Origin of the sequence: Streptomyces sp. NPDC057638 (assembly GCF_042800315.1) — a bacterium.
In the GTDB taxonomy this organism is placed as follows: Bacteria; Actinomycetota; Actinomycetes; order Streptomycetales; family Streptomycetaceae; genus Streptomyces.
Map to the genome: position 1 here is coordinate 1 of NZ_JBHVHF010000153.1, position 18757 is coordinate 18757.

Here is an 18757-nt window from a genome sequence, read left to right on the forward strand (position 1 = left end):
GTCTTGAGCGGGTCAAGAAGTCGCCCTGGTGTTCGTCTCTTTCGAAAACAAACCCCGGTGGGATTCACCCGGGAGAGCGAAGACGGGTGTAAGCGCTTGCCCGCTCCGGAATGGCGTTCCCGGTGCTCCGGTGAGAGCCGCGCGGCGCGCGGAGAGCGCGCCGGAGCCTGCCGGGATACGGACGGCGCACGCGCCGACAACTCCCCGGCGACCGTGCGGAGACGGGGGCACCGTTGAAAGCGCGGCCGAAAGCGGGAACGGATGCGCGGCGGGCGTGCGGATGCCCGGGACGGACCGGAGTCCGCCCCGGGCGGATGCCCTCCGGGGGAGGGGAGCCTCAGGGAGAGCGGCGGAAGGGGGGATCGATCGCGGAGAGGGGCGGGCCCTGGCGGACCGGGCCCGGCGGCAAGGGGGTCAGAAGGAGAGCTTCACGCTGTTGATAAAGCCGGTGTCCTGGGCGGCCCGGTCCTGGACCCGCAGGTTCCAGACGCCGTTGGCCACCTCGGACGAGGCGTTCACCGTGTAGGTCTCCTGCACGTTGTCGCCCGAGTCACCGGAGTTGAAGGGCTTCAGCGGGTAGACGCTCCCGTCCGGCGCGAGCAGGTCGACCACCAGGTCACCGCGCCAGGTGTGCGGGATGTCGACGGTGACCCGCAGCGCCGCCGGGGCGTTGCCGGGGACACCGGAGACGGTGACCGGGCTGGTGACGGCCGGGCCGTTGTCCGGGATGGCGACATCGGCGGTGTTCTCGAACTCCGGTCCGGGCGGGTTGCCGCCGCCGGGACGTCCGCCGACGTTGACGGCGGCCCACGCGTCGGTCACCGACTTCACCTCGGCGCTCCCCGCCCCGTACAGCTCGGTGGCGACGGCGAGCGTCCCGGCGCGGGCCCCCGCGTAGTTGGTGGAGGAGGTGAACTTGGTGGTCAGCGCCTTGAACCAGATCAGCGCGGCCTTCTCGCGGCCGATGCCGGTGACGGGCAGTCCGTCGGAGGTCGGCGAGTCGTAGTTCACGCCGTTGATGGTCTTGGCGCCGCTGCCCTCGGAGGCCAGATAGAACCAGTGGTTGGCCGGGCCGGAGGAGTAGTGGACATCGATGCCGCCGATGCCCGAGTACCAGGCGTCCTGGGAGCGGCCGTCACGGCTGGGGCGGTCCATGTACCGCAGCGGGGTGCCGTTGCCCCGGATGTCGACCTTCTCGCCGACCAGATAGTCGCCGGGGTCCTGGGCGTTGGCGCCGTGGAACTCGACGGCGGCGGCGAAGATGTCCGAGGTGGCCTCGTTGAGGCCGCCGGACTCGCCGCTGTAGATCAGCCGGGCGGTGGCGGAGGTGAGCCCGTGCGTCATCTCATGCGCGGCCACGTCGATGGAGGTCAGCGGCTTGGCGTTGCCCGCGCCGTCCCCGTACGTCATGCAGAAGCAGCCGTCGGTCCAGAAGGCGTTGGAGTAGTTGGTGCCGTAGTGGACCCGGGAGTAGGCGCCCACGCCGTCGCCCCTGATGCCGTTGCGGCCGTGCACGTTCTTGAAGTAGTCCCAGGTCAGCCCGGCTCCGTAGGCGGCGTCGGCGCCCGCGGTCTCCGGGTCGGCGGATGTGCCGTTGCCCCAGGTGTCGTCGGGGCCGCTGAAGAGGGTCCCGGTGCCGGACGTGCCCCGGTTGAGGTTGTTGGTGCGGTGGTTGCCCCGGCCCGTGTCGGTGAGGGTGTAGCTTCCGCCGGACGGGGTGGAGCCGATCGTCACCTGGCCGCTGTACTGGGTGTGACCGGTGCCGTTCTTGACGGCCTGCCACTCGAAGAGCTTCGCGCCCGTGTGGGCGTCCGTGATGACGTGCAGTTCATTGGGGGTGCCGTCGTGCTGGAGCCCGCCGACGACCGTCTCGTACGCCAGGACGGGGGCGCCCTGCGCCGACCAGATGACCCGGCGCGGCGCGCGCTCCGCGCTCGTCCTGGTGGAGCCCTCGGCCTTCGCCCGCGCCAGCGCCTGCCGCTCGGCGGCGGCCGGGGTGACGGCGGCGGTGGTGCGCAGCCCCGTGAGCCGGGCGCTGGAGGCCCGTACCACCGACTCGCGCGCCCCGGCGCGGGTCTCGGCGACCACGAGGTCGCCGCCGAGCACGGGCAGCCCGGCGTAGGTGCGCTCATAGCGGGTGTGGGTGGTGCCGTCGCGGTCCTCGGCGACATCGCGCACCAGCAACTTCTCCTGGGCGCCGAGTCCGAGCTGGCGCGCGGTGGTGGCGGAGTCCGCGCTCCGCTCGCGTATCAGCTCGCCCCGGCGCTCGGGCGTCAGGGCGCGCGGCAGCGCCCCGGGGTCGGCCGTGCCCGCCCGTACGGCGGTGGGGGCGGCGGAGACGGGATCGGCGGCGGCGGGCGCGGTGGCCTGGAAACCGGCGACGAGCGCGGCGGCGGCGATCAGGGCTCCGGTCGCGGTGGCGCGTCTGCGGTGGGTGGGTCTCACGCGGACTCCTTCGGCGAGTGGGGGACCGGGCGGCGGACGGTGCGCCGGCCGGGCGGAGCGGGTGGAACGGGAGAACTGGGCGGGTGCTCCGGGCTCTGTGCTGGTCAAGCGGTGGGGCGCGGGTGATGCGGCGCGGTCCCGGCGCGGTCCCGGCGCGGTCCCGGTCGGTGGCACGGTGTGCCGGGGACCGCGCAGGAAGAGTGGCAGGAAGTCGACGGAGTTGTCAGGGGCGCGTCAGGCATTGGCCGGAACTCGTCCGTTCACCGAGAGGTCATGTTCGTTGAGCGGACATTGCGGCGATGTGTCCTGGCCGCCGTCGCCGCCGACGCCCGCCACACCGGGGAAGCGGCATGGAGGCCCGGGGGTGCGGCGCCGAGAGGGCCGGACGCGGCCGCGCCGGACGTGGGGCGCCGGATGGCACCCGGCCAGGGCGGGGCACCGGGCCGCAACGCGCCCGCAATACGCGGCGGGCGGGGATTTCCGGCCACGCCGAGCCGCACGGGTCGGTGTTCGGCGTCTGGCGGTCGGCGTCCGGCGTTGGGTGTTCGGCGTCTGGCGGTCGGCGTCCGGCGTTGGGTGTCCGGCGTCTGATGTCGGGCGTGGGGTGTCCTGCGTCTGGCGTTCGGCGTTGGGTGCTCGGCGTTCCGTGGAGCCGTACGGTCGCGCGTCCGGTGTTCGGTGAACGCCCCCGGGTCCCGCGTCCGGCCTCCGGTGAACGCCCCGGGGCCACCCGTCGCCCCCCCGGGGGGCGTCCGTGGACACCAGCCCCTGCTCCAACTGAGACTCAAGAGACGTGAGTTAACCGCAAGACGCCCGGCGCCATCTGATACGACAGAAGGCATCGTCATGGACCTAACGGGGAGGCGTCATGAACAGCGGCAGCGCAGTGGTCGTCGGCGCGGGGATCGCCGGGCTCGCCACGGCCATCGGGCTCCGGCGGGCCGGATGGACGGTCGAGATCCTCGAACGCCGCGCCGGCCTGGAGCGGTACGGCACCGCGCTCGGCATCCACCCCACCGCCCAGACCGCGCTCGACCGCCTCGGCGTGGGCCGCGCCCTCACCGAGCGCGCCGTCCCCTACCGAAGCGCCCAGATCCGCAGACCCGACGGCCGCGTCCTGGCCCGCCTCCCGCTGGAGCGCGTCGAGCGCGCGGCGGGCCGTCCCGAGCTCCTCATCTCCCGCCCCCATCTCCTCGACGCCCTCGTCGCCGCGCTGGACGCCTTCGGCGATGTCCCGGTGCGCTTCGGCCACCATGTCGCCGACGTCCCCGAACTCGCGCGCGGCCGCGATCTCGTCATCGGCGCCGACGGGATCAACAGCGCCGTGCGCACCGCCCGTTTCGGCCGCCGAAGCGCGGTCCGCACCGTCGGCACCGTCGCCTGGATCGGCATCACCGACATCGAGACCGGGCGGTACGGGGAGACCTGGGGCCGGGGCGCCTTCTTCGGCATGACCCCGGTCGAACCCGGCCGCACCAACTGGTACGCCACGGTCCCCGAGGCCACCACCGCCGGTGAACTGCGCGACACTTTCGCCCGCTGGCACGACCCCATCCCGCGCCTTCTCGCCGAGGGCGACCCCGCGCACTGGATCCGCTACGAGATGCGCCATCTCCACCCCGCCCTGCCGTCCTTCGTCCACCCCTCCGGGGTCGCCCTCGTCGGCGACGCGGCCCACGCCATGACCCCCAACCTCGGCCAGGGCGCCTGCACGGCGATCCTCGACGCCGAGGCCCTGACCCGGGCGCTCACCACCCACGGCCCGGCCGCCGTCCCCGCCGCGCTGCGCGCCTACGACCGCGAGCGCCGCCGCCCGGCACAGCGCGTCGCCCTCGGTTCCCGTACGCTGCACCGCTTCGCGATGACCTCCCACACGGGCGCGCGGGACGCGCTGCTGCGGCTGCTCCCGGGCTGAGGGCGCGGGCGCCGCCGGGAGGCGCGTCTGGCCGGGGCACAGGGCTGGCCGGGCGCCGGCTCGGGCCTGGGGTGCCGGTCCGGGGCGGGGGTGCCGGGTTGGCCGGGGCTGTCGGTCCGGGCCTGGGCCGTCGGGCGGGCCGGGCGCCAGGTCGGACGGGAGCGCCGGTCCGGACGGACTGTCGGGCCGGGCCCGCACGCCCTGAGCCTCCGGGCTGGGCGCCCACGCCCGACCCGCCACTCGCCTGCCGTCGCGCCCCGAACCCGCCACCCACCCGTCCAGCACGCCCCCAACCCGCCCGGCACTGGGCCGTGAGCCTGAAATCCATGCCTCCGCGGGACCGCCCGACCCCAGCCAGCACCTCCCGGTGAAACGGGATCAATAGCATCAAAGCGTTAGTCGGCGTGCCGGGGGAACCACCGCCACCGGCCGTGCACCCGCCCCTCCCACGAGCCCACGAGCCCACGAGCCCACGAGCCCACGAGCCCACGAGCCCACGAGCCCACGAGCCCACGAGCCCACGAGCCCACGAGTCCACGGGAGCGGCCCGGCGGCCCGCCCTCCGACCGCCCCGAACCCACCCCAGGGGGCCCGGTCAGTCCCCAGGAGCCCCAAGGAGCCCCCCATGACGACGGCGCCCCGGTCCACCCCGAGCGACCCCACCCCCGCCCAGGTCACCATGACCCTCTCCGCCATCGCCGCCACGGCGGCGACCCCGCGCCCGTCCGGTGAGTCGCAGGAGGCACAGGCCCTGCGCATGATGGGCGGCATCTGGACCCAGCTCACCGATCCGGGCCTGGCCACGGGCGCCGCCCTGTGGCGGCTGGTATGGCTCGGGCTGAGCCCCGACAACGCGAACATGGCGTACATCGCCCAGAACTTCGACGGCTCGAACGAGTTCGCCGTCATCATCCGGGGCACCATCGACCACCCCGTCGACATGATGGAGGACCTCGACGTCGGCACGATCGTGCCGTTCCCGGTCAACGGCACGGCCCTGCCCGTCTCCGCCGGGGCCATGGCCGCCTTCACCCAGGTCGTCAACGCGCCCGGCACCACCGGCACCCCGGGCAGGACCGGCGCCGCCGCCGAACCGTACGAGCGGTCGGGGCCCGCCCTGCCCATCCCCTCCGGCTCGCCCCTGGTCCAGGCGCTGGCCGCGCTGCTCGCCCTCGCGCCCGCCGCGCCGCAGCCCACCGTCTATGTGACCGGACACAGCCTCGGCGGCGCCGTCGCGACCCTGCTGGCCACCCATCTCCAGGCGCGGGACTGGTCGCCGAGCGAGCCCCGGTTCGCCCTGTTCACCTTCGCCGCCCCCACCGCCGGTCTTGAGGACTTCGCCTCGTACGTCGACACCGTGCCCTGGAGCGCGTACGGGCGGTACGCCAACGCCTGGGACGTGGTCCCGCTCGCCTGGTGGAACCTGACCTCGGCGGGAAGCTGGTTCCAGGACCCGCCGGGACCGGCGGCCACGGACGAGGTGCTCCTCCTCCTCAAGGAGATCGACACCCTCCGCAAGGGCAACCTCTACGTCCAGCCCCAGGCCACCCTCCCGGTACTGAACGGGGACTACGCGGCCCACGACGGACGCCTCGTCCGCAGGACCACCGCCGACTATCTGGGCCAGCTCGCCTACCAGCACGCCAACGCCACCTATCTGGCCCTGCTGGGCGCGCCCCTCCTGACCCCCGGGCCGGTGGTGACCTCGCTCAGCACCACCACCGGCGACGGCGGCACACCGGTCACCGTCACCGGCACCGGGTTCAGCGCGGAGAGCGTCCTCGACTTCGGCCCGATCCCGTGCGCCGAGTTCAGCGTCGACCCCTCCGGGACGGTGATCCGGGCGCTCGCCCCCGCCGGGCTGGGCATCGTGGACGTCCGCGTCACCAACGGCCTCGGCACCTCACCCGCCGTCCCGCTCGGGCAGTTCGCGTACGGCGGGCTCGCGCCGGTCGTGGTCAGCGCGGTCGCCCCGGACGAGGGGACCCACGGCGACCCGGTCACCATCACCGGCTCGGGCTTCGCCGACGGCGCGGCCGTGCACTTCGGCAAGAACCCGGCCGAGGGCCGCGTCCACGTCGAGCCCCCGACTCAGATCACCGCCCATGTCCCCCGCCGCCTGCCGACGACGGCGGACACGGGATCGGCCGACGGTACGACGGTGAACGTCACCGTGACGGTCGGCGTGGCCACCTCACCCACCAGCCCCGCCGACGAGTTCACCTACGAGAAGGACTGAGCCGGGCGCGCCCACCGGCCCCGTGCCGATGGGCGCCGACCCGGCACCCCACCGCCTGAGGCGTGCGCCACCGGATCGCCCACCGTGGATCCCGGACTCAGCCCTCCCGTACCACGCTCTCCCGCCACGCCCGGTGCAGTTCCGCGAAGCGGCCCGTGCCGCCGATCAGCTCACCCGGCGCGCCGTCCTCCACGACCCGGCCGTGCTCCATCACCAGCACCCGGTCCGCGACCTCCACCGTGGAGAGCCGGTGCGCGATCACGACCGCCGTACGGCCCCGCAGCACCGTGTCCATGGCCCGCTGCACCGCCCGCTCACCCGGGATGTCCAGCGAACTGGTCGCCTCGTCCAGGATCAGCACCGCCGGATCGGCCAGCAGCGCCCGGGCGAACGCCACCAGCTGGCGCTGACCGGCCGAGATACGGCCACCCCGTTTCCGTACATCCGTGTCGTAGCCGTCCGGCAGGCCCGAGATGAACTCATGCGCGCCGATCGCCTTCGCGGCCCGCTCGATCTCCTCGCGGGTGGCGTCCGGGCGGCCGATGGCGATGTTCTCGGCGACCGTGCCGGAGAAGAGGAACGCCTCCTGGGTCACCATCACCACCCCGCGCCGCAGCTCCGCCGTCTCCAGCTCGCGCAGATCGGTGCCGTCCAGCAGCACCCGGCCCTCGGTCGGGTCGTAGAACCGGGCCAGCAGCTTGGCCAGGGTCGACTTGCCCGCGCCCGTGGAGCCCACGACCGCGACCGTCTGGCCCGCCGGAACCGTCAGATCGAAGCGCGGCAGCACCTCACCGCCCGTACGGTAGGCGAACCGCGTCCCCTCGAAGACGACCTCACGGCCCGGCCGGTCCCCGGCCCGTTCCGGCAGCTCACGGGGGTGCTCGGCCTCGGGCACGCCCGGGAGCTGCGCCAGCAGACCCGCGATCTTCGTCAGCGAGGCCGCCGCCGACTGGTAGGAGTTGAGGAACATCCCCAGCCGGTCGATCGGGTCGTACAACCGCCGCAGATACAGCACCGCCGCCGCCAGCACCCCCAGCGCCAGCGTGCCGTCGGCGACCCGGTACGCGCCCCAGAGCACGATCCCGGCGACGGTGGTGTTGGCGACCAGCCGGGAGCCGACGACGAAGAGCGCCAGCTCCAGCATCACATCGCCGTTGCTGCGCTGGTGGCGCGCGTTGAGCTGGGCGAACCGCTCCGCGTTGACCCGCTCCCGGCGGAACGCGCGCACCGGACGGATCCCGTTCATCGTCTCCGTGAACTTCACGATCACCCCGGCCATCGCCGTCGACCGCTCGCCGTAGAGGACGTTCACCCGCCGCTGGTAGACGCGGATGATCACGTACAGCGGTACGAAGGAGGCCAGCGCGACCGCGCCCAGACCCAGGTCGAGCCAGAGCAGCAGCACACAGATGGAGACAAACGACAGGATGACGTGGATCAGCTCCTGGAGCCCCTCCCCGAGCAGCTCCCGCAACGACTCCACATCCGTGGTCGACCGGGCGATCAGCCGCCCGGAGGTGTAACGGTCGTGGAAGTCGACGCTCAGCGCCTGCGCGTGATGGAAGATCCGGCCCCGCAGATCCAGCAGCGCGTCCTGGCTGAGCCGGGTCGAGGAGACGATGAAGCGGTGCTGCAACAGCCCGCCGCCGATCGCGCTCAGCGCGTAGGCGACGGCGACCGCGATCAGCGGCCCGTAGTCGTTCTCCCGGAGCGCGGGCACCCCCCGGTCGATCGCGTACGCCACCAGCAGCGGGCCCGCCTGCACGGCGGCCTGCTGGACCAGCAGCACCACCGCGATCCAGGCGACCCGCGCCCGGTGCGGCGCGAGCAGCGAGCGCAGCAGCCTGCCGGTGGCGCCCTTGGCGCTCGGCAGATCGTCCCGGTCGAAGGGGTCACCGGCTGATCCGGCCGGTCCGGTCGCTCCGGTCGCGAGGGGGGTGTCGTCGTCGAGGGTGGCGGACGGGGCGGGGGTGGTGGCGGCCGTCATCTCCGCTCTCCTTCCAGGTCGAGGGGGGCGCCGGAGACGGCGGCCTGCGTCAGGTCCGGAGCGGTGGCGCCTCCGGCCCCCTCCTTCTCCGTACCGTCAGTGCCCTCTGTGGTGTCCGCACCCTCCGCACCGGACATCAGCCAGGCGTACTCGGGACAGTCCCGCAGCAGTTCGTGATGCGTACCGACGGCCGTGATCCGGCCGCCGGACAGCAGCGCCACCCGGTCGGCCAGCAGCACCGTCGAGGGCCGGTGGGCGACCACCAGCGCGGTGGTGTCCTTCAGCACCCGCCGCAGCGCGGCCTCCACCCGCGCCTCCGTATGCACATCCAGCGCGGAGAGCGGATCGTCCAGCACCAGGAACCGGGGACGGCCCACGACCGCCCGCGCCAGCGCCAGCCGCTGGCGCTGACCACCGGAGAGGCTCAGCCCCTGCTCCCCGACCTCGGTGTCGGCGCCCTGCGGCAGCGACCGGACGAAACCGGCCTGCGCCACCTCCAGCGCCCGCTCCAGATCGTCCGCGCCCGGCTCGTCCGCCGTGCCCATCAGCACGTTCTCCCCGACGCTCGCGGAGAACAGGGTCGGCTCCTCGAAGGCCACCGCCACCAGCGACCGCAGCCGCTCCCGGTCCATGGCCGTGATGTCCTCGCCGTCGAGGGTGATCCGCCCCTCCGTCAGCTCATGCAGCCGGGGGATGAGCGCGGTCAGCGCGGTCTTGCCGCTGCCGGTGGCGCCGACGAGCGCGAGCGTCTGGCCGGTCGGTATGACGAGGTCGATGCCGTCGAGTACGGGGGTGGAACCGGCCGCCGCGTCGGGGAAGCGGAACCGGACGCCGTCGAAGCGGATACCGCCAGGGGCACCGGCCCCCGCTCTCTCCCCAGTCGCCGTCTCCGCTTCCGGCTGCTCGTCCATCACCTCGAAGAACCGTTCCGTCGAGGTGGCGGCCTCCTGGCTCATCGCGAGCAGGAAACCGATCGACTCCACCGGCCAGCGCAGCGCCAGCGCCGTGGAGAGGAACGCCACCAGCGTGCCCGCCGACAGATCACCGTCCGCGACCTGGACCGTACCGAGCACCAGGGCCGCGCCGACCGCCAGCTCCGGGATGATCGTGATCAGCGCCCAGATGCCCGCCAGCAGCCGCCCCTTGAGCAGCTCGGTGCCGCGCAACTGGCCCGCCATCTCGCGGAAGGCGCGCTCCTGGCTGCGGTGACGGCCGAAGCCCTTGATCACCCGGATGCCGAGGACGCTCTCCTCGACCACCGTCGTCAGATCGCCCACCTGGTCCTGGGCCCGCCGTGCCGCCACCGAGAACCGCTTCTCGAAGGCGGCACACAGCACCACCAGCGGCACGACCGGCGCCAGCAGCACCAGCCCCAGCGTCCACTCCTGCATCATCAGGATCACGAAGCCCACCGCGATGGTGGTCCCGTTGACCACCAGGAAGGTGAGCGGGAAGGTCAGGAACATCCGGATCAGCATCAGATCGCTGGTCGCCCGCGACAGCATCTGCCCCGACGCCCACCGGTCGTGGAACGCGATCGGCAGCCGCTGGAGATGCCCGTACAGATCCCCCCGCATCGACGCCTCGACGCTCGCCATCGGCCGCGCCACCAGCCACCGCCGGAACCCGAAGAGCAGCGCCTCCGCGAGCCCGAGCACCAGCAGCCCCAGCGCCCCCAGCCACACCCCGCCGGGATCCCGGTCCGCGATCGGCCCGTCCACGATCCACTTCAGGATCAACGGGATCACCAGGCTCAGACAGGAGGCCACGATCGCGACGAACGCGGCGAGGAAGAACCGGCCGCGAATGGGCCGCAGATAGGGCCACAGCCGGAGCAGGGTGCGGACGGCGGAGCGGCGCTCGGGGGGTATGTGTGTGGTGGACATCAGGAGCGAGCGTACGGTTCATACCTGACAGAACTCACCCCTTATTCCGTGTGATGTGCGCCCGGTCACCGCGCTGGCCTGCTGTTTCGCTCATGGAATCGCGGTGGGGCGCGAGGGCTGGTTCCGGCTGGTACGGCAGTGCGCGGGGGCACGGGCGGCGCGTGTCCCCGGCCGCCGCCGCGCCCCCTCGGTAGGGTCTTCGAGGCCGACAGAGGAGAGTCACCGTGGCAACGGATGTCGTGATCGCCCAGACCACCACCGACGACGAGACGGCGGCGGAAGCCCTCGCCCGGGGCGCGGTCGAACGCCGCCTCGCGGCCTGTGCCCATATCGACGCCCCCGTCACGGCGGTCTACCGCTGGCAGGGCGAGATCCAGCGCGAGCGCGAATGGCGGATCTCCTACAAGACCACCCGCGAACGCCTCCCGGAACTGGAGGCGTGGGTGGTGGCCGCCCACGGCTATGACGTGCCGCAGTGGATCGTGCTGCCGGTGGACGCGGGGTCGCGGGCGTATCTGGGGTGGGTGGGGGAGGAGACGGGGCGGGAGGAGTAGGCGGGGCCGGGGTGCGCGGGCCGGGACCGGACCCGGTCGCCTCAGGAGTCCGGCTTCTCCCCAAGGGCGGCGCGCAGCCACTCCAGCGGGCCCTGGCTCAGCAGTTCGTCCGCCAGCTGCTGGCCGGTCTCGGTGACGATGCGGCCCCGGCTGTTGTCGATCCACCGCTGTGCGCTCTCGTACCCCTGAGCCCTGTACTCGATGCCTTGGAGCATGCACTCCAGCTTGTCCGCGTCCCGCGCGCAGATCGCCTCCGGCGACTCCTTGGCCTCGTACTCCTCGATCAGCTCCCGCACGGTCGCGGCCAGGAGTTCCGGCATGCCGGAAACCTGGTCGGCGGTGATCGCCCGAGGGTCCGCCGGGGCGGAGTACTTCTTCCCCAGGTGGTTCACATCGCCTGTGCGCGTCTCCTGGGTGTCGTGCCAGACGGCGAGGAACGCGGCGCGCGCAGGGTCGGCGCCTTCGAGCTTGGCGATGACCGACGCGATCAGAGACGTACGCCAGGAGTGCTCGGCCACGGACTCCGGATCGCGCACCCCGGCCATCCACCAGCCCGTCCGGCGCGCGTGCTTGAGCGTGCCCGCTTCGTACAGAAAGCGCGCCACCGCCGACAGGTCGTCAGCCACAGCAGGACTCCTTTCAAGTGTTCCGGGTCAGCCTGTGCGGATGAGGAGGGTAGTGGCTCGTTGGGTGAGGGTCATGGGGTCGTGGCCTTCGTCTGCGTCGGGGCGGTGCGTGGCTGAGAGGCCGCCTTCTCGGTGGCGGTGAGCGCGGTGGCCCAGGGGAACGCCTTCGGGTTGCCCTGTTGGGGCAGGTGGGAGGTGTAGCCGTCGGGGCCGTCCAGGTAGTGGACGCCTTGGGCGCGCAGGTCCGCGATGCTGCGGGCCACGGCGGGCTGGCGGCCCTGGGCCTGGTTGAAGTACGGCATGGCCAGCACGGGGATGCCCATGCCCACCGCCTCGGAGACCAGGCCGATCGCCAGGGTGTCGGCGATCCCCGCGCCCCACTTGTTCAGACTCGTACAGCTCAGAGGTGCCACGAGCATGGCATCGGCCTTCGGCAGCGCGTCCCCCTCACCCGGCAACTTGTACTGGGACCGCACCGGGCGCCCGGTCAGCTCCACCAGCTCACCCAGCCGCTCCCGCCACCACCGGGCGGCGGACGGCGTCAGGATCAGACACACCTCCCAGCCCGCGCGCCGCGCCGCGCGGACGCCGTCATCGATGTACTGGGTGGGACCGGCGGCACACGCGATCAGATAGAGAACTCGCTCGCTCATGCGCGGAGTCCACAGCGTCCGGCCAACGCGCGCAACGGGACGTCGGGGGAATCGGTTAAGGGGTGTTGAGAGTCCGTGCTGTGCCGCTGTACCCCACGCATGACGGATACCGCGTCCTGTCTGGGGTGGTGCTGGTTCTTCTGCCATTCCAGCGGCACGCTACGGCGTAGCTTCGTCGGTATGGGTGCTGACCATGTGGGTGACCGGGTCGGAAGGCTGCGTCGTCTCGCTGGCTTGACGCAGGAGGGTTTGGCGGAGCGTTCCGGGGTCTGTGTGGATGTGATCCGGAAGCTGGAGCAGCATCGGAAGCACAGTGCGAGGCTGCCGACCCTGCACGCGCTGGCCAGTGGGCTGGGGGTGGAGTTGACGGCCCTGTTGGGTGATCCTCCGGGGGCTCTGTCGAGTGGTGACGCGGATCCGCCGCACCTGGTGGCCGTGCGGCGGGCGATCATGCCGCCGTTGTTCGCGCCCCCGGTCGAGCCGACGGGGGTGGAGCGGCTGTCGCTGTCCCTGGTGCGGGCGGAGCTGGCCGACGGGTGGACGCTGTACCACGCGGCGGACTTCGGCCGTCTCATGGAGGCGCTGCCGGGTGTGATCGCTGACGCGCGGCTGCTGGCGGCCGTGGGGAGCGCCGAGCAGCGCGCCGCGGGGCAGGCGGCCTTGGGCAAGGCGCTGCAACTGGGCGGCCATCTGGCTGTCCGGCTGGGGAAGACCGACCTCGCCCTGTCGGCGCTGGAGCGTGCCCATATGGCCGCTGGGCAGTCGTCGGATCCGCTGCTCGCGCCGATGGTGGCGAACTCGGTGGCCTGGGCGTATCAGCGTCAGGCCCGGCTGGATGACGCGCGTGCCCTGGCCGTTCACGCCGCTGACAGTGTCGAGGGGAGATACACGGACACGGCGGAGGGGGTGCGGGTGTGGGGCGGTCTGCTGATGTCCGCCGCCACGTCCTACGCGCGCAGCGACGACTATGAGACGGCCAACCTGATGATGACGGAGGCGGAGAAGGCCGCCGGGCGCCTCGCCAGGCTGCCGCCGCCGGTCGACGGCAAGCTGGTGTCGGTCTTCAGCCGGTCGTCCGTGCGGATCGAACGGGTGCGACTGGCCGTCCAGCACGAGCGCCCCGAGGAGGCCCTGGCCCTGGCCAAGGGGATGCGGCTCAGCAAGGACACCCCACCGTCGTGGCGCACCTGGCTCCTGCTGGACGTCGCCCGCGCGCACACCGACCGGGGCGACGCGACCGGGGCGGTCCGAACGCTGGAGAGCCTGCGCCGGGTCGCACCGGCCTGGATGCGGCACCACACACTCGCGGTGGCCATCGTCCGCGACCTGTGGAACGGCTCCCCACACCCACCGGGGCTGCGCACGCTGGCCACGTTCCTGGGGATCACGCGTTAGCGCGCCAAAGTAGGACGTTCCATCCCTGTAGTGCCCTGCCTGTGAGTTGGAAGATCCAGGTATGGCAATGGAGCCGAAGAGCACCAGATCCCCAGCCGTTGAGGCATCCCCTCGCACCCCTTGGGGGCGGTTGCCGTGAGGCGGCTCGTGGTGTGGCTCGGGCTCGCGCTGGGGTCGGCGGAGGAGCGGCTGGGGCTCGGGTTCGAGCTGCTGTGGCTGCGCTGGGATGCCGACTGTGTCGATGAGTGGAGTTGGAGGCTGGCGGCTGAGGCGCGTCAGGCCCGGCTGGACGCCGAGTTGGAGCGGTTGCTGGAGGACGGTGGTGCGGTGTGAGCGAGCCACCTGTTTCGTATCTCTGTTATGTGCTGGTGGAGGGGCCGGTGCACGGGAGCGGGGCCGTGCTGCCGTACATCCTCGACACGACTCGGACGCGGTCTCAGGAAGACGCGCTGGTGTGGCTGCGGCAGCGGGCGCGGTGGGTGGCGGACCGGTTGGATCCGGATCCGGAGGTGTCGCCGTGGGTCACGGAGCTGATGCGGATGGGGCGGGTGCCGGTGCCGGATGCTCCGACCGAGATCCGGGTGTGGTGTGACGACCCGGGTGAGGAGCGGGCGGCCTTCGCTCGGCTGGAGCAGGGCGTACCGGTGTCCGTGGTGGTTCCGGATGGGCCGGACCGCTACACGCTCGCGATCTGTCCGCAGCGGGCCCGGGTCCTCCTCGTACAGCCCTACTCCCCTCCTCAGTTCAGGAAGCGGTGACCGCCGTGCCCCGTACCGGACGTGACCACGTCCATGCCGAGAAGGCGGCCGTCATCGACCGCTACCGCGCGGGCGAGACCCTCAAGGCCCTCGCCGCCGAGTTCGGTGTCTCCGACGCGTGGCTGAAGAAGCAACTGACCCGCTGGGACGTGCCCGTACGCGACGTACGCGCCGCCCGCATCCTCCGCGCACAACCCAAGGAAGCCGTCATGGACGAACCGCCCACCTGCCCGGAGTGCGACGACCTCGTCAGCGCCGAACGCGAGGCCCGCACCGCCCACGACCACTCCGCCGCCACCGACGCGCGCGTCCTGCTCCGCCGCCATATGGACACCGACCACCGCCCGGGGGCCTAGCCGCGCTCCACCCGCAGGACCAGCGCCGAGCGGGCGGCGACCGGGAGGGTCTGTCCGCCCTCGTACCGGCGTTCGGGGGCGGTGGACTGGTCGTCGTCCGTCGTGTCGACGACGGTCGTGTACGCGGACGCCCAGGGCGGGCCCGGCAGGGTGATGTCCGCCGGTTGGTGGGAGGCGTGCAGGACGATCAGGAAGCTGGCGTCGGTGAGGGGGCGGCCGTAGGCGTCGCGGCCGGGGATGTCGCGGCCGGAGAGGTAGAAGGTGAGGGTGGCGGCGGGGGCGTACCAGTCGGGTTCGGTCATCTCCTGGCCGTCGGGGCGGAACCAGGCCAGATCGCGCAGGCCGTCGTCGGTGTGGGGGCGGCCGGAGAAGAAGGCGCGGCGGCGCAGGACGAGGTGGGTGCGGCGCAGGGTGAGCAGCCGGGTGGTGAGGTCGAGCAGGGCGCGCCCGTCGGGGGTGTCGGGCAGCGACCAGTCGAGCCAGCTCGTCTCGTTGTCCTGGCAGTAGGCGTTGTTGTTGCCGCCCTGGGTGCGGCCGAACTCGTCACCCGCGACCAGCATCGGCACCCCCGTGGACATCAACAGGGTGGTGAGCAGGTTCCGCATCTGGCGGCGGCGCAGCGCCGTGATGTCCGGGTCGTCGCTCTCGCCCTCGGCGCCGCAGTTCCAGGAGCGGTTGTCGTTGGAGCCGTCCCGGTTGAACTCGCCGTTGTCCTCGTTGTGCTTCTGGTGGTAACTGACCAGGTCACGCAGGGTGAAGCCATCGTGGGCGGTGATGAAGTTGATCGAGGCGTAGGGGCGTCGGCCGCCCCAGGAGTAGAGGTCGCTGGAGCCGGAGAGCCGATAGCCCAGATCGCGGACGTCGGGGAGCGCGCCGCGCCAGAAGTCCCGTACCGCATTCCGGTAGCGGTCGTTCCACTCTGTCCACAGGGGCGGGAAGGCCCCCACCTGGTAGCCGCCCGAGCCGACGTCCCAGGGCTCGGCGATCAGCTTCACCCGGCGCAGCACCGGGTCCTGGGAGATCACCGCCAGGAACGGCGAGAGCATGTCCACGTCGTGCATCGAGCGGGCGAGCGCCGCCGCGAGGTCGAAGCGGAAGCCGTCCACCCCCATCTCGGTCACCCAGTACCGCAGCGAGTCCGTGATCAGCCGCAGCACCTGCGGCCGGACCACATGGAGGGTGTTGCCGCAGCCGGTGTAGTCGGTGTAGCCACGGGCGTCGGACGGCAGCCGGTAGTAGGCCCGGTTGTCGATGCCGCGCAGCGAGAGCGTCGGCCCGAACTCGCCTGCCTCCGCCGTGTGGTTGTAGACCACGTCCAGGATCACCTCGATCCCGGCCGCGTGCAGGGCGCGCACCATCCGGCGGAACTCGGTGACCTGCTGCCCCCGGGTGCCGCTGGCCGCGTAGGCGGCGTGCGGGGCGAAGTAGCCGATGGAGTTGTAGCCCCAGTAGTTGCGCAGTCCCCGCCGTACGAGATGTTCCTCGTGCGCGTACTGGTGCACCGGCAGCAGCTCCACCGCCGTCACCCCGAGCCGGGTCAGATGCTCGATGGCGGCGGGATGGGCCAGGCCCGCGTACGTCCCGCGCAGCTCCTCGGGGATCCCCGGATGGCGCCGGGTGAAGCCCCGCACATGCAGTTCGTAGATGACCGTGTCGGCCCACGGCGTCTTCGGCCGCCGGTCGTCGCGCCACTCGTCGCCGGGCGCCTCGTCGTGCAGGACCACGCCCTTGGGGACGTACGGGGCCGAGTCGCGGTCGTCCCGTACCGTGTCGGCGACATGGCGCTCGGGCCAGTCCCGCACATGACCGTAGACCTCCGGCGGGAGCGAGAACTCGCCGTCGACGGCGCGGGCGTACGGGTCGAGCAGCAGCTTCGCCGGGTTGAAGCGGGCACCGGTCCACGGGTCCCAGCGGCCGTGGACGCGGTAGCCGTAGCGCTGACCGGGGCGCACGCCGGGGACGAAGCCGTGCCAGATCTCATGGGTCCACTCGGTCAGCGGGAGCCGGGTCTCGGTGCCGTCGTCGTCGAAGAGGCAGAGGTCGACGGCCTCGGCGCCGCCCGCCCAGAGGGAGAAGTTGGTCCCGGCGACCCGGCCGGGGCCGGTACGGCAGCGGGCGCCGAGGGGGTGCTCGGAGCCGGGCCAGACGGTGGGGGTGGCGGGGGGAGCCACGGGGCCGGGCGCGGGCGGGGCCCGGTGTGCCGCCGGGTTCCCCGAGGCGTGGGTGGCCGGGCTCCTTGGGGCGGCTGGGGCCGCAGGGGTGGCCGGGCTTCCCGGTGCGGCCGGGGCTACAGGGGCGGGCGGACTCCCCGGTGCGGCCGGGGCCACAGGTGCGGCCGGACTTCGTGGTGCGGCTGGGGCCACAGGTGCGGGCGGGCCTCCCGGGCCCTCATGGGCGGGCGGACTCCCCGGTGCGGCGGACCTCTCGTCCGGTTCCCGCCGCCCCCGCGCTGTGCTCGCCATCGGCCGGCCTCCCGCCGCTGCTTCGGCACCCGGCGCGCTCCCCTGGTGGCGGGGTGGCGTGGGGTGTCCCGGCGGCTCCACGCGGCGCGTGCCCTCCCCCTCCTTTCTGCCCTGCGGCGGCCCGCCCCCAATCCGCCCACGTTTCCCCGCCGGGACCCGGCTCGTTGGGTGGTTTGTGAGACATGTACTGAAGTGGGCGAGACGCTCCGCCCTGGCCGCTCTGACCTCGACCGCGCTGGTGACCGGGCTCTCCGGCTGCACGGGCGGCGCCCTCGACATCGCGAGCAAACCGCGCTCGGCCGAAGAGGCCATCCGGGTCGTCCCCGAGGACGGCGCCAAGGACATCGGACCCGACGGACGGCTGGAGGTGCGCCTGGACGAGGGGCGGCTGGAGCGCGTCGCGGTCACCCGGATCGAGAGCGACGCGCCCACCCCGATCCCCGGCACCATCTCCCATGACGGGCTCCGGTGGCGCCCCCACCCCGGCGCGCGGCTGGCCACCGCCGCCAAGTACCGGGTGGACGCCGTCGCGCTCGACGGCCACGGCCGCCGCTCGGCCCGTCACACCACCTTCACCACCGTGGTTCCCGAACACCGTTTCATCGGCTACTTCAAACCCGAGAACCGCTCCACCGTGGGCACCGGAATGATCGTCTCCGTCAACTTCAACCGGAAGATCCAGGACCAGGCCGCCGTCCAGCGCGCCATCCGGGTCACCTCCGACCCCCCGGTGGAGATCGTCGGCCACTGGTTCGGCGCCGACCGGCTCGACTTCCGCCCCGAGCGGTACTGGGCCCCCGGCACCACGGTCACCGTCGACATCCAGCTCCGTGACGTCCAGGGCGCGCCCGGCTCCTACGGGGTCCAGCGGCGCACCGCCTCCTTCACCGTCGGCCGCCACCAGGTCTCCCAGGTGGACGCCGAGGCCAAGACCATGCGGGTGTGGCGTGACGGCGGGCTGATCGCCACCGTGCCCATCACCGCGGGATCCGCCAAGTCGACCACGTACAACGGGAAGATGGTCGTCAGCGAGATGTTCGAGGTGACCCGGATGGACGGGGACACCGTCGGCTTCGGCGGCGAGTACGACATCAAGGACGTCCCGCACGCCATGCGCCTCACCCGGTCCGGGACCTTCCTCCACGGCAACTACTGGGCCTCGCGCGATGTCTTCGGCCAGACCAACGTCAGCCACGGCTGTGTCGGGCTGCGCGATGTGAAAGGCGGCGGTGGGTCGACCCCGGCGGGCTGGTTCTTCGACCGGACCCTGATCGGGGACGTGATCGAGGTCGTCAACTCCAAGGAACGGATCGTCGCCGCGAACAACGGACTCAGTGGCTGGAACCTCACCTGGGAGCGGTGGAAGCAGGGTTCGGCACTGGGGTGAGCGGGCGACCGTCCGCCCATGAACCGGGATCGCCCGGGGCTACCCGGGCTGCCCAGTCCTGGCCGGGCGCCCGGAGCCCGGCGTTCTCCCCGGC

14 protein-coding genes are annotated in these 18757 nt (G+C 72.6%); 8 read left to right on the top strand and 6 right to left on the bottom strand.

Annotated elements, in window-relative coordinates; all coding sequences use genetic code 11:
• Positions 1-414: 414 nt before the first annotated feature.
• Positions 415-2445 (bottom strand): M4 family metallopeptidase, encoded by a 2031-nt coding sequence (locus ACFVIM_RS20600; RefSeq protein WP_384303212.1) that lies wholly within the window; start codon positions 2443-2445, stop codon positions 415-417.
• 868 nt (positions 2446-3313) lie between these two features.
• On the opposite strand from ACFVIM_RS20600, the gene ACFVIM_RS20605 reads away from it, so the two are divergent.
• Both ACFVIM_RS20605 and ACFVIM_RS20610 read left to right on the top strand, forming a co-directional pair.
• Positions 3314-4360: an FAD-dependent oxidoreductase gene (locus ACFVIM_RS20605; RefSeq protein WP_384303214.1), complete on the top strand. Its 1047-nt coding sequence runs from the start codon at positions 3314-3316 to the stop codon at positions 4358-4360.
• Positions 4361-4985: 625 nt separating this feature from the next.
• Positions 4986-6599 carry an IPT/TIG domain-containing protein gene (locus ACFVIM_RS20610; RefSeq protein ID WP_384303216.1) on the top strand — a complete coding sequence of 538 codons (1614 nt, stop codon included), beginning with the start codon at positions 4986-4988 and terminating at the stop codon, positions 6597-6599.
• A gap of 97 nt (positions 6600-6696) precedes the next feature.
• On the opposite strand, the gene ACFVIM_RS20615 is transcribed toward ACFVIM_RS20610, so the two are convergent.
• Together ACFVIM_RS20615 and ACFVIM_RS20620 are read right to left on the bottom strand one after the other, a co-directional pair.
• Positions 6697-8586 (bottom strand): ABC transporter ATP-binding protein, encoded by a 1890-nt coding sequence (locus ACFVIM_RS20615; protein WP_384303218.1) that lies wholly within the window; start codon positions 8584-8586, stop codon positions 6697-6699.
• Positions 8583-10472, bottom strand: a complete 1890-nt coding sequence (locus ACFVIM_RS20620) for an ABC transporter ATP-binding protein (RefSeq protein ID WP_384303220.1) — start codon at positions 10470-10472, stop codon at positions 8583-8585. The genes ACFVIM_RS20615 and ACFVIM_RS20620 overlap by 4 nt, the downstream gene beginning before the upstream one ends.
• Positions 10473-10696: 224 nt before the next feature.
• Between ACFVIM_RS20620 and cutA the strand changes: the two genes are divergently transcribed.
• On the top strand, positions 10697-11026 hold the full coding sequence (gene cutA, locus ACFVIM_RS20625) for a divalent-cation tolerance protein CutA (protein WP_384303222.1): 330 nt from the start codon (positions 10697-10699) through the stop codon (positions 11024-11026).
• A 41-nt stretch (positions 11027-11067) separates the two neighbouring features.
• Here cutA and ACFVIM_RS20630 read toward each other — a convergent pair whose 3' ends face one another.
• Together ACFVIM_RS20630 and ACFVIM_RS20635 are read right to left on the bottom strand one after the other, a co-directional pair.
• A complete protein-coding gene (locus ACFVIM_RS20630; protein ID WP_384303224.1) occupies positions 11068-11652 on the bottom strand; it encodes an HD family hydrolase in 585 nt (194 codons plus the stop codon).
• 71 nt (positions 11653-11723) lie between these two features.
• On the bottom strand, positions 11724-12305 hold the full coding sequence (locus ACFVIM_RS20635) for a flavoprotein (protein WP_384303226.1): 582 nt from the start codon (positions 12303-12305) through the stop codon (positions 11724-11726).
• Between the two features lie 180 nt (positions 12306-12485).
• Here ACFVIM_RS20635 and ACFVIM_RS20640 point away from each other — a divergent pair, with 180 nt between their 5' ends.
• From ACFVIM_RS20640 to ACFVIM_RS20655, 4 genes are all read left to right on the top strand, one after another.
• On the top strand, positions 12486-13700 hold the full coding sequence (locus ACFVIM_RS20640) for a helix-turn-helix domain-containing protein (protein WP_384303228.1): 1215 nt from the start codon (positions 12486-12488) through the stop codon (positions 13698-13700).
• A gap of 135 nt (positions 13701-13835) precedes the next feature.
• Positions 13836-14033 (top strand): hypothetical protein, encoded by a 198-nt coding sequence (locus ACFVIM_RS20645; RefSeq protein ID WP_384303230.1) that lies wholly within the window; start codon positions 13836-13838, stop codon positions 14031-14033.
• A complete protein-coding gene (locus tag ACFVIM_RS20650; protein ID WP_384303232.1) occupies positions 14030-14458 on the top strand; it encodes a hypothetical protein in 429 nt (142 codons plus the stop codon). The genes ACFVIM_RS20645 and ACFVIM_RS20650 overlap by 4 nt, the downstream gene beginning before the upstream one ends.
• Positions 14459-14463: 5 nt before the next feature.
• Complete coding sequence (locus tag ACFVIM_RS20655; RefSeq protein WP_384303234.1) at positions 14464-14814, top strand: hypothetical protein; 351 nt, start codon at positions 14464-14466, stop codon at positions 14812-14814.
• On the opposite strand, the gene glgX is transcribed toward ACFVIM_RS20655, so the two are convergent.
• Positions 14811-16985: a glycogen debranching protein GlgX gene (gene glgX, locus ACFVIM_RS20660; RefSeq protein ID WP_384303236.1), complete on the bottom strand. Its 2175-nt coding sequence runs from the start codon at positions 16983-16985 to the stop codon at positions 14811-14813. The two genes, ACFVIM_RS20655 and glgX, sit on opposite strands and share 4 nt — an antisense overlap.
• A gap of 466 nt (positions 16986-17451) precedes the next feature.
• On the opposite strand from glgX, the gene ACFVIM_RS20665 reads away from it, so the two are divergent.
• Positions 17452-18663 carry an Ig-like domain-containing protein gene (locus ACFVIM_RS20665; protein WP_384303238.1) on the top strand — a complete coding sequence of 404 codons (1212 nt, stop codon included), beginning with the start codon at positions 17452-17454 and terminating at the stop codon, positions 18661-18663.
• Positions 18664-18757 lie beyond the last annotated feature (94 nt).

Excerpts from the sequence above, each read along its gene's own strand:
- ACFVIM_RS20635 (WP_384303226.1), bottom strand. The coding sequence starts at position 12,305 with ATGAGCGAGCGAGTTCTCTATCTGATCGCGTGTGCCGCCGGTCCCACC.
- ACFVIM_RS20610 (WP_384303216.1), top strand. The coding sequence starts at position 4,986 with ATGACGACGGCGCCCCGGTCCACCCCGAGCGACCCCACCCCCGCCCAG.
- ACFVIM_RS20640 (WP_384303228.1), top strand. The coding sequence starts at position 12,486 with ATGGGTGCTGACCATGTGGGTGACCGGGTCGGAAGGCTGCGTCGTCTC.
- ACFVIM_RS20615 (WP_384303218.1), bottom strand. The coding sequence starts at position 8,586 with ATGACGGCCGCCACCACCCCCGCCCCGTCCGCCACCCTCGACGACGAC.
- ACFVIM_RS20605 (WP_384303214.1), top strand. The coding sequence starts at position 3,314 with ATGAACAGCGGCAGCGCAGTGGTCGTCGGCGCGGGGATCGCCGGGCTC.
- ACFVIM_RS20620 (WP_384303220.1), bottom strand. The coding sequence starts at position 10,472 with ATGTCCACCACACACATACCCCCCGAGCGCCGCTCCGCCGTCCGCACC.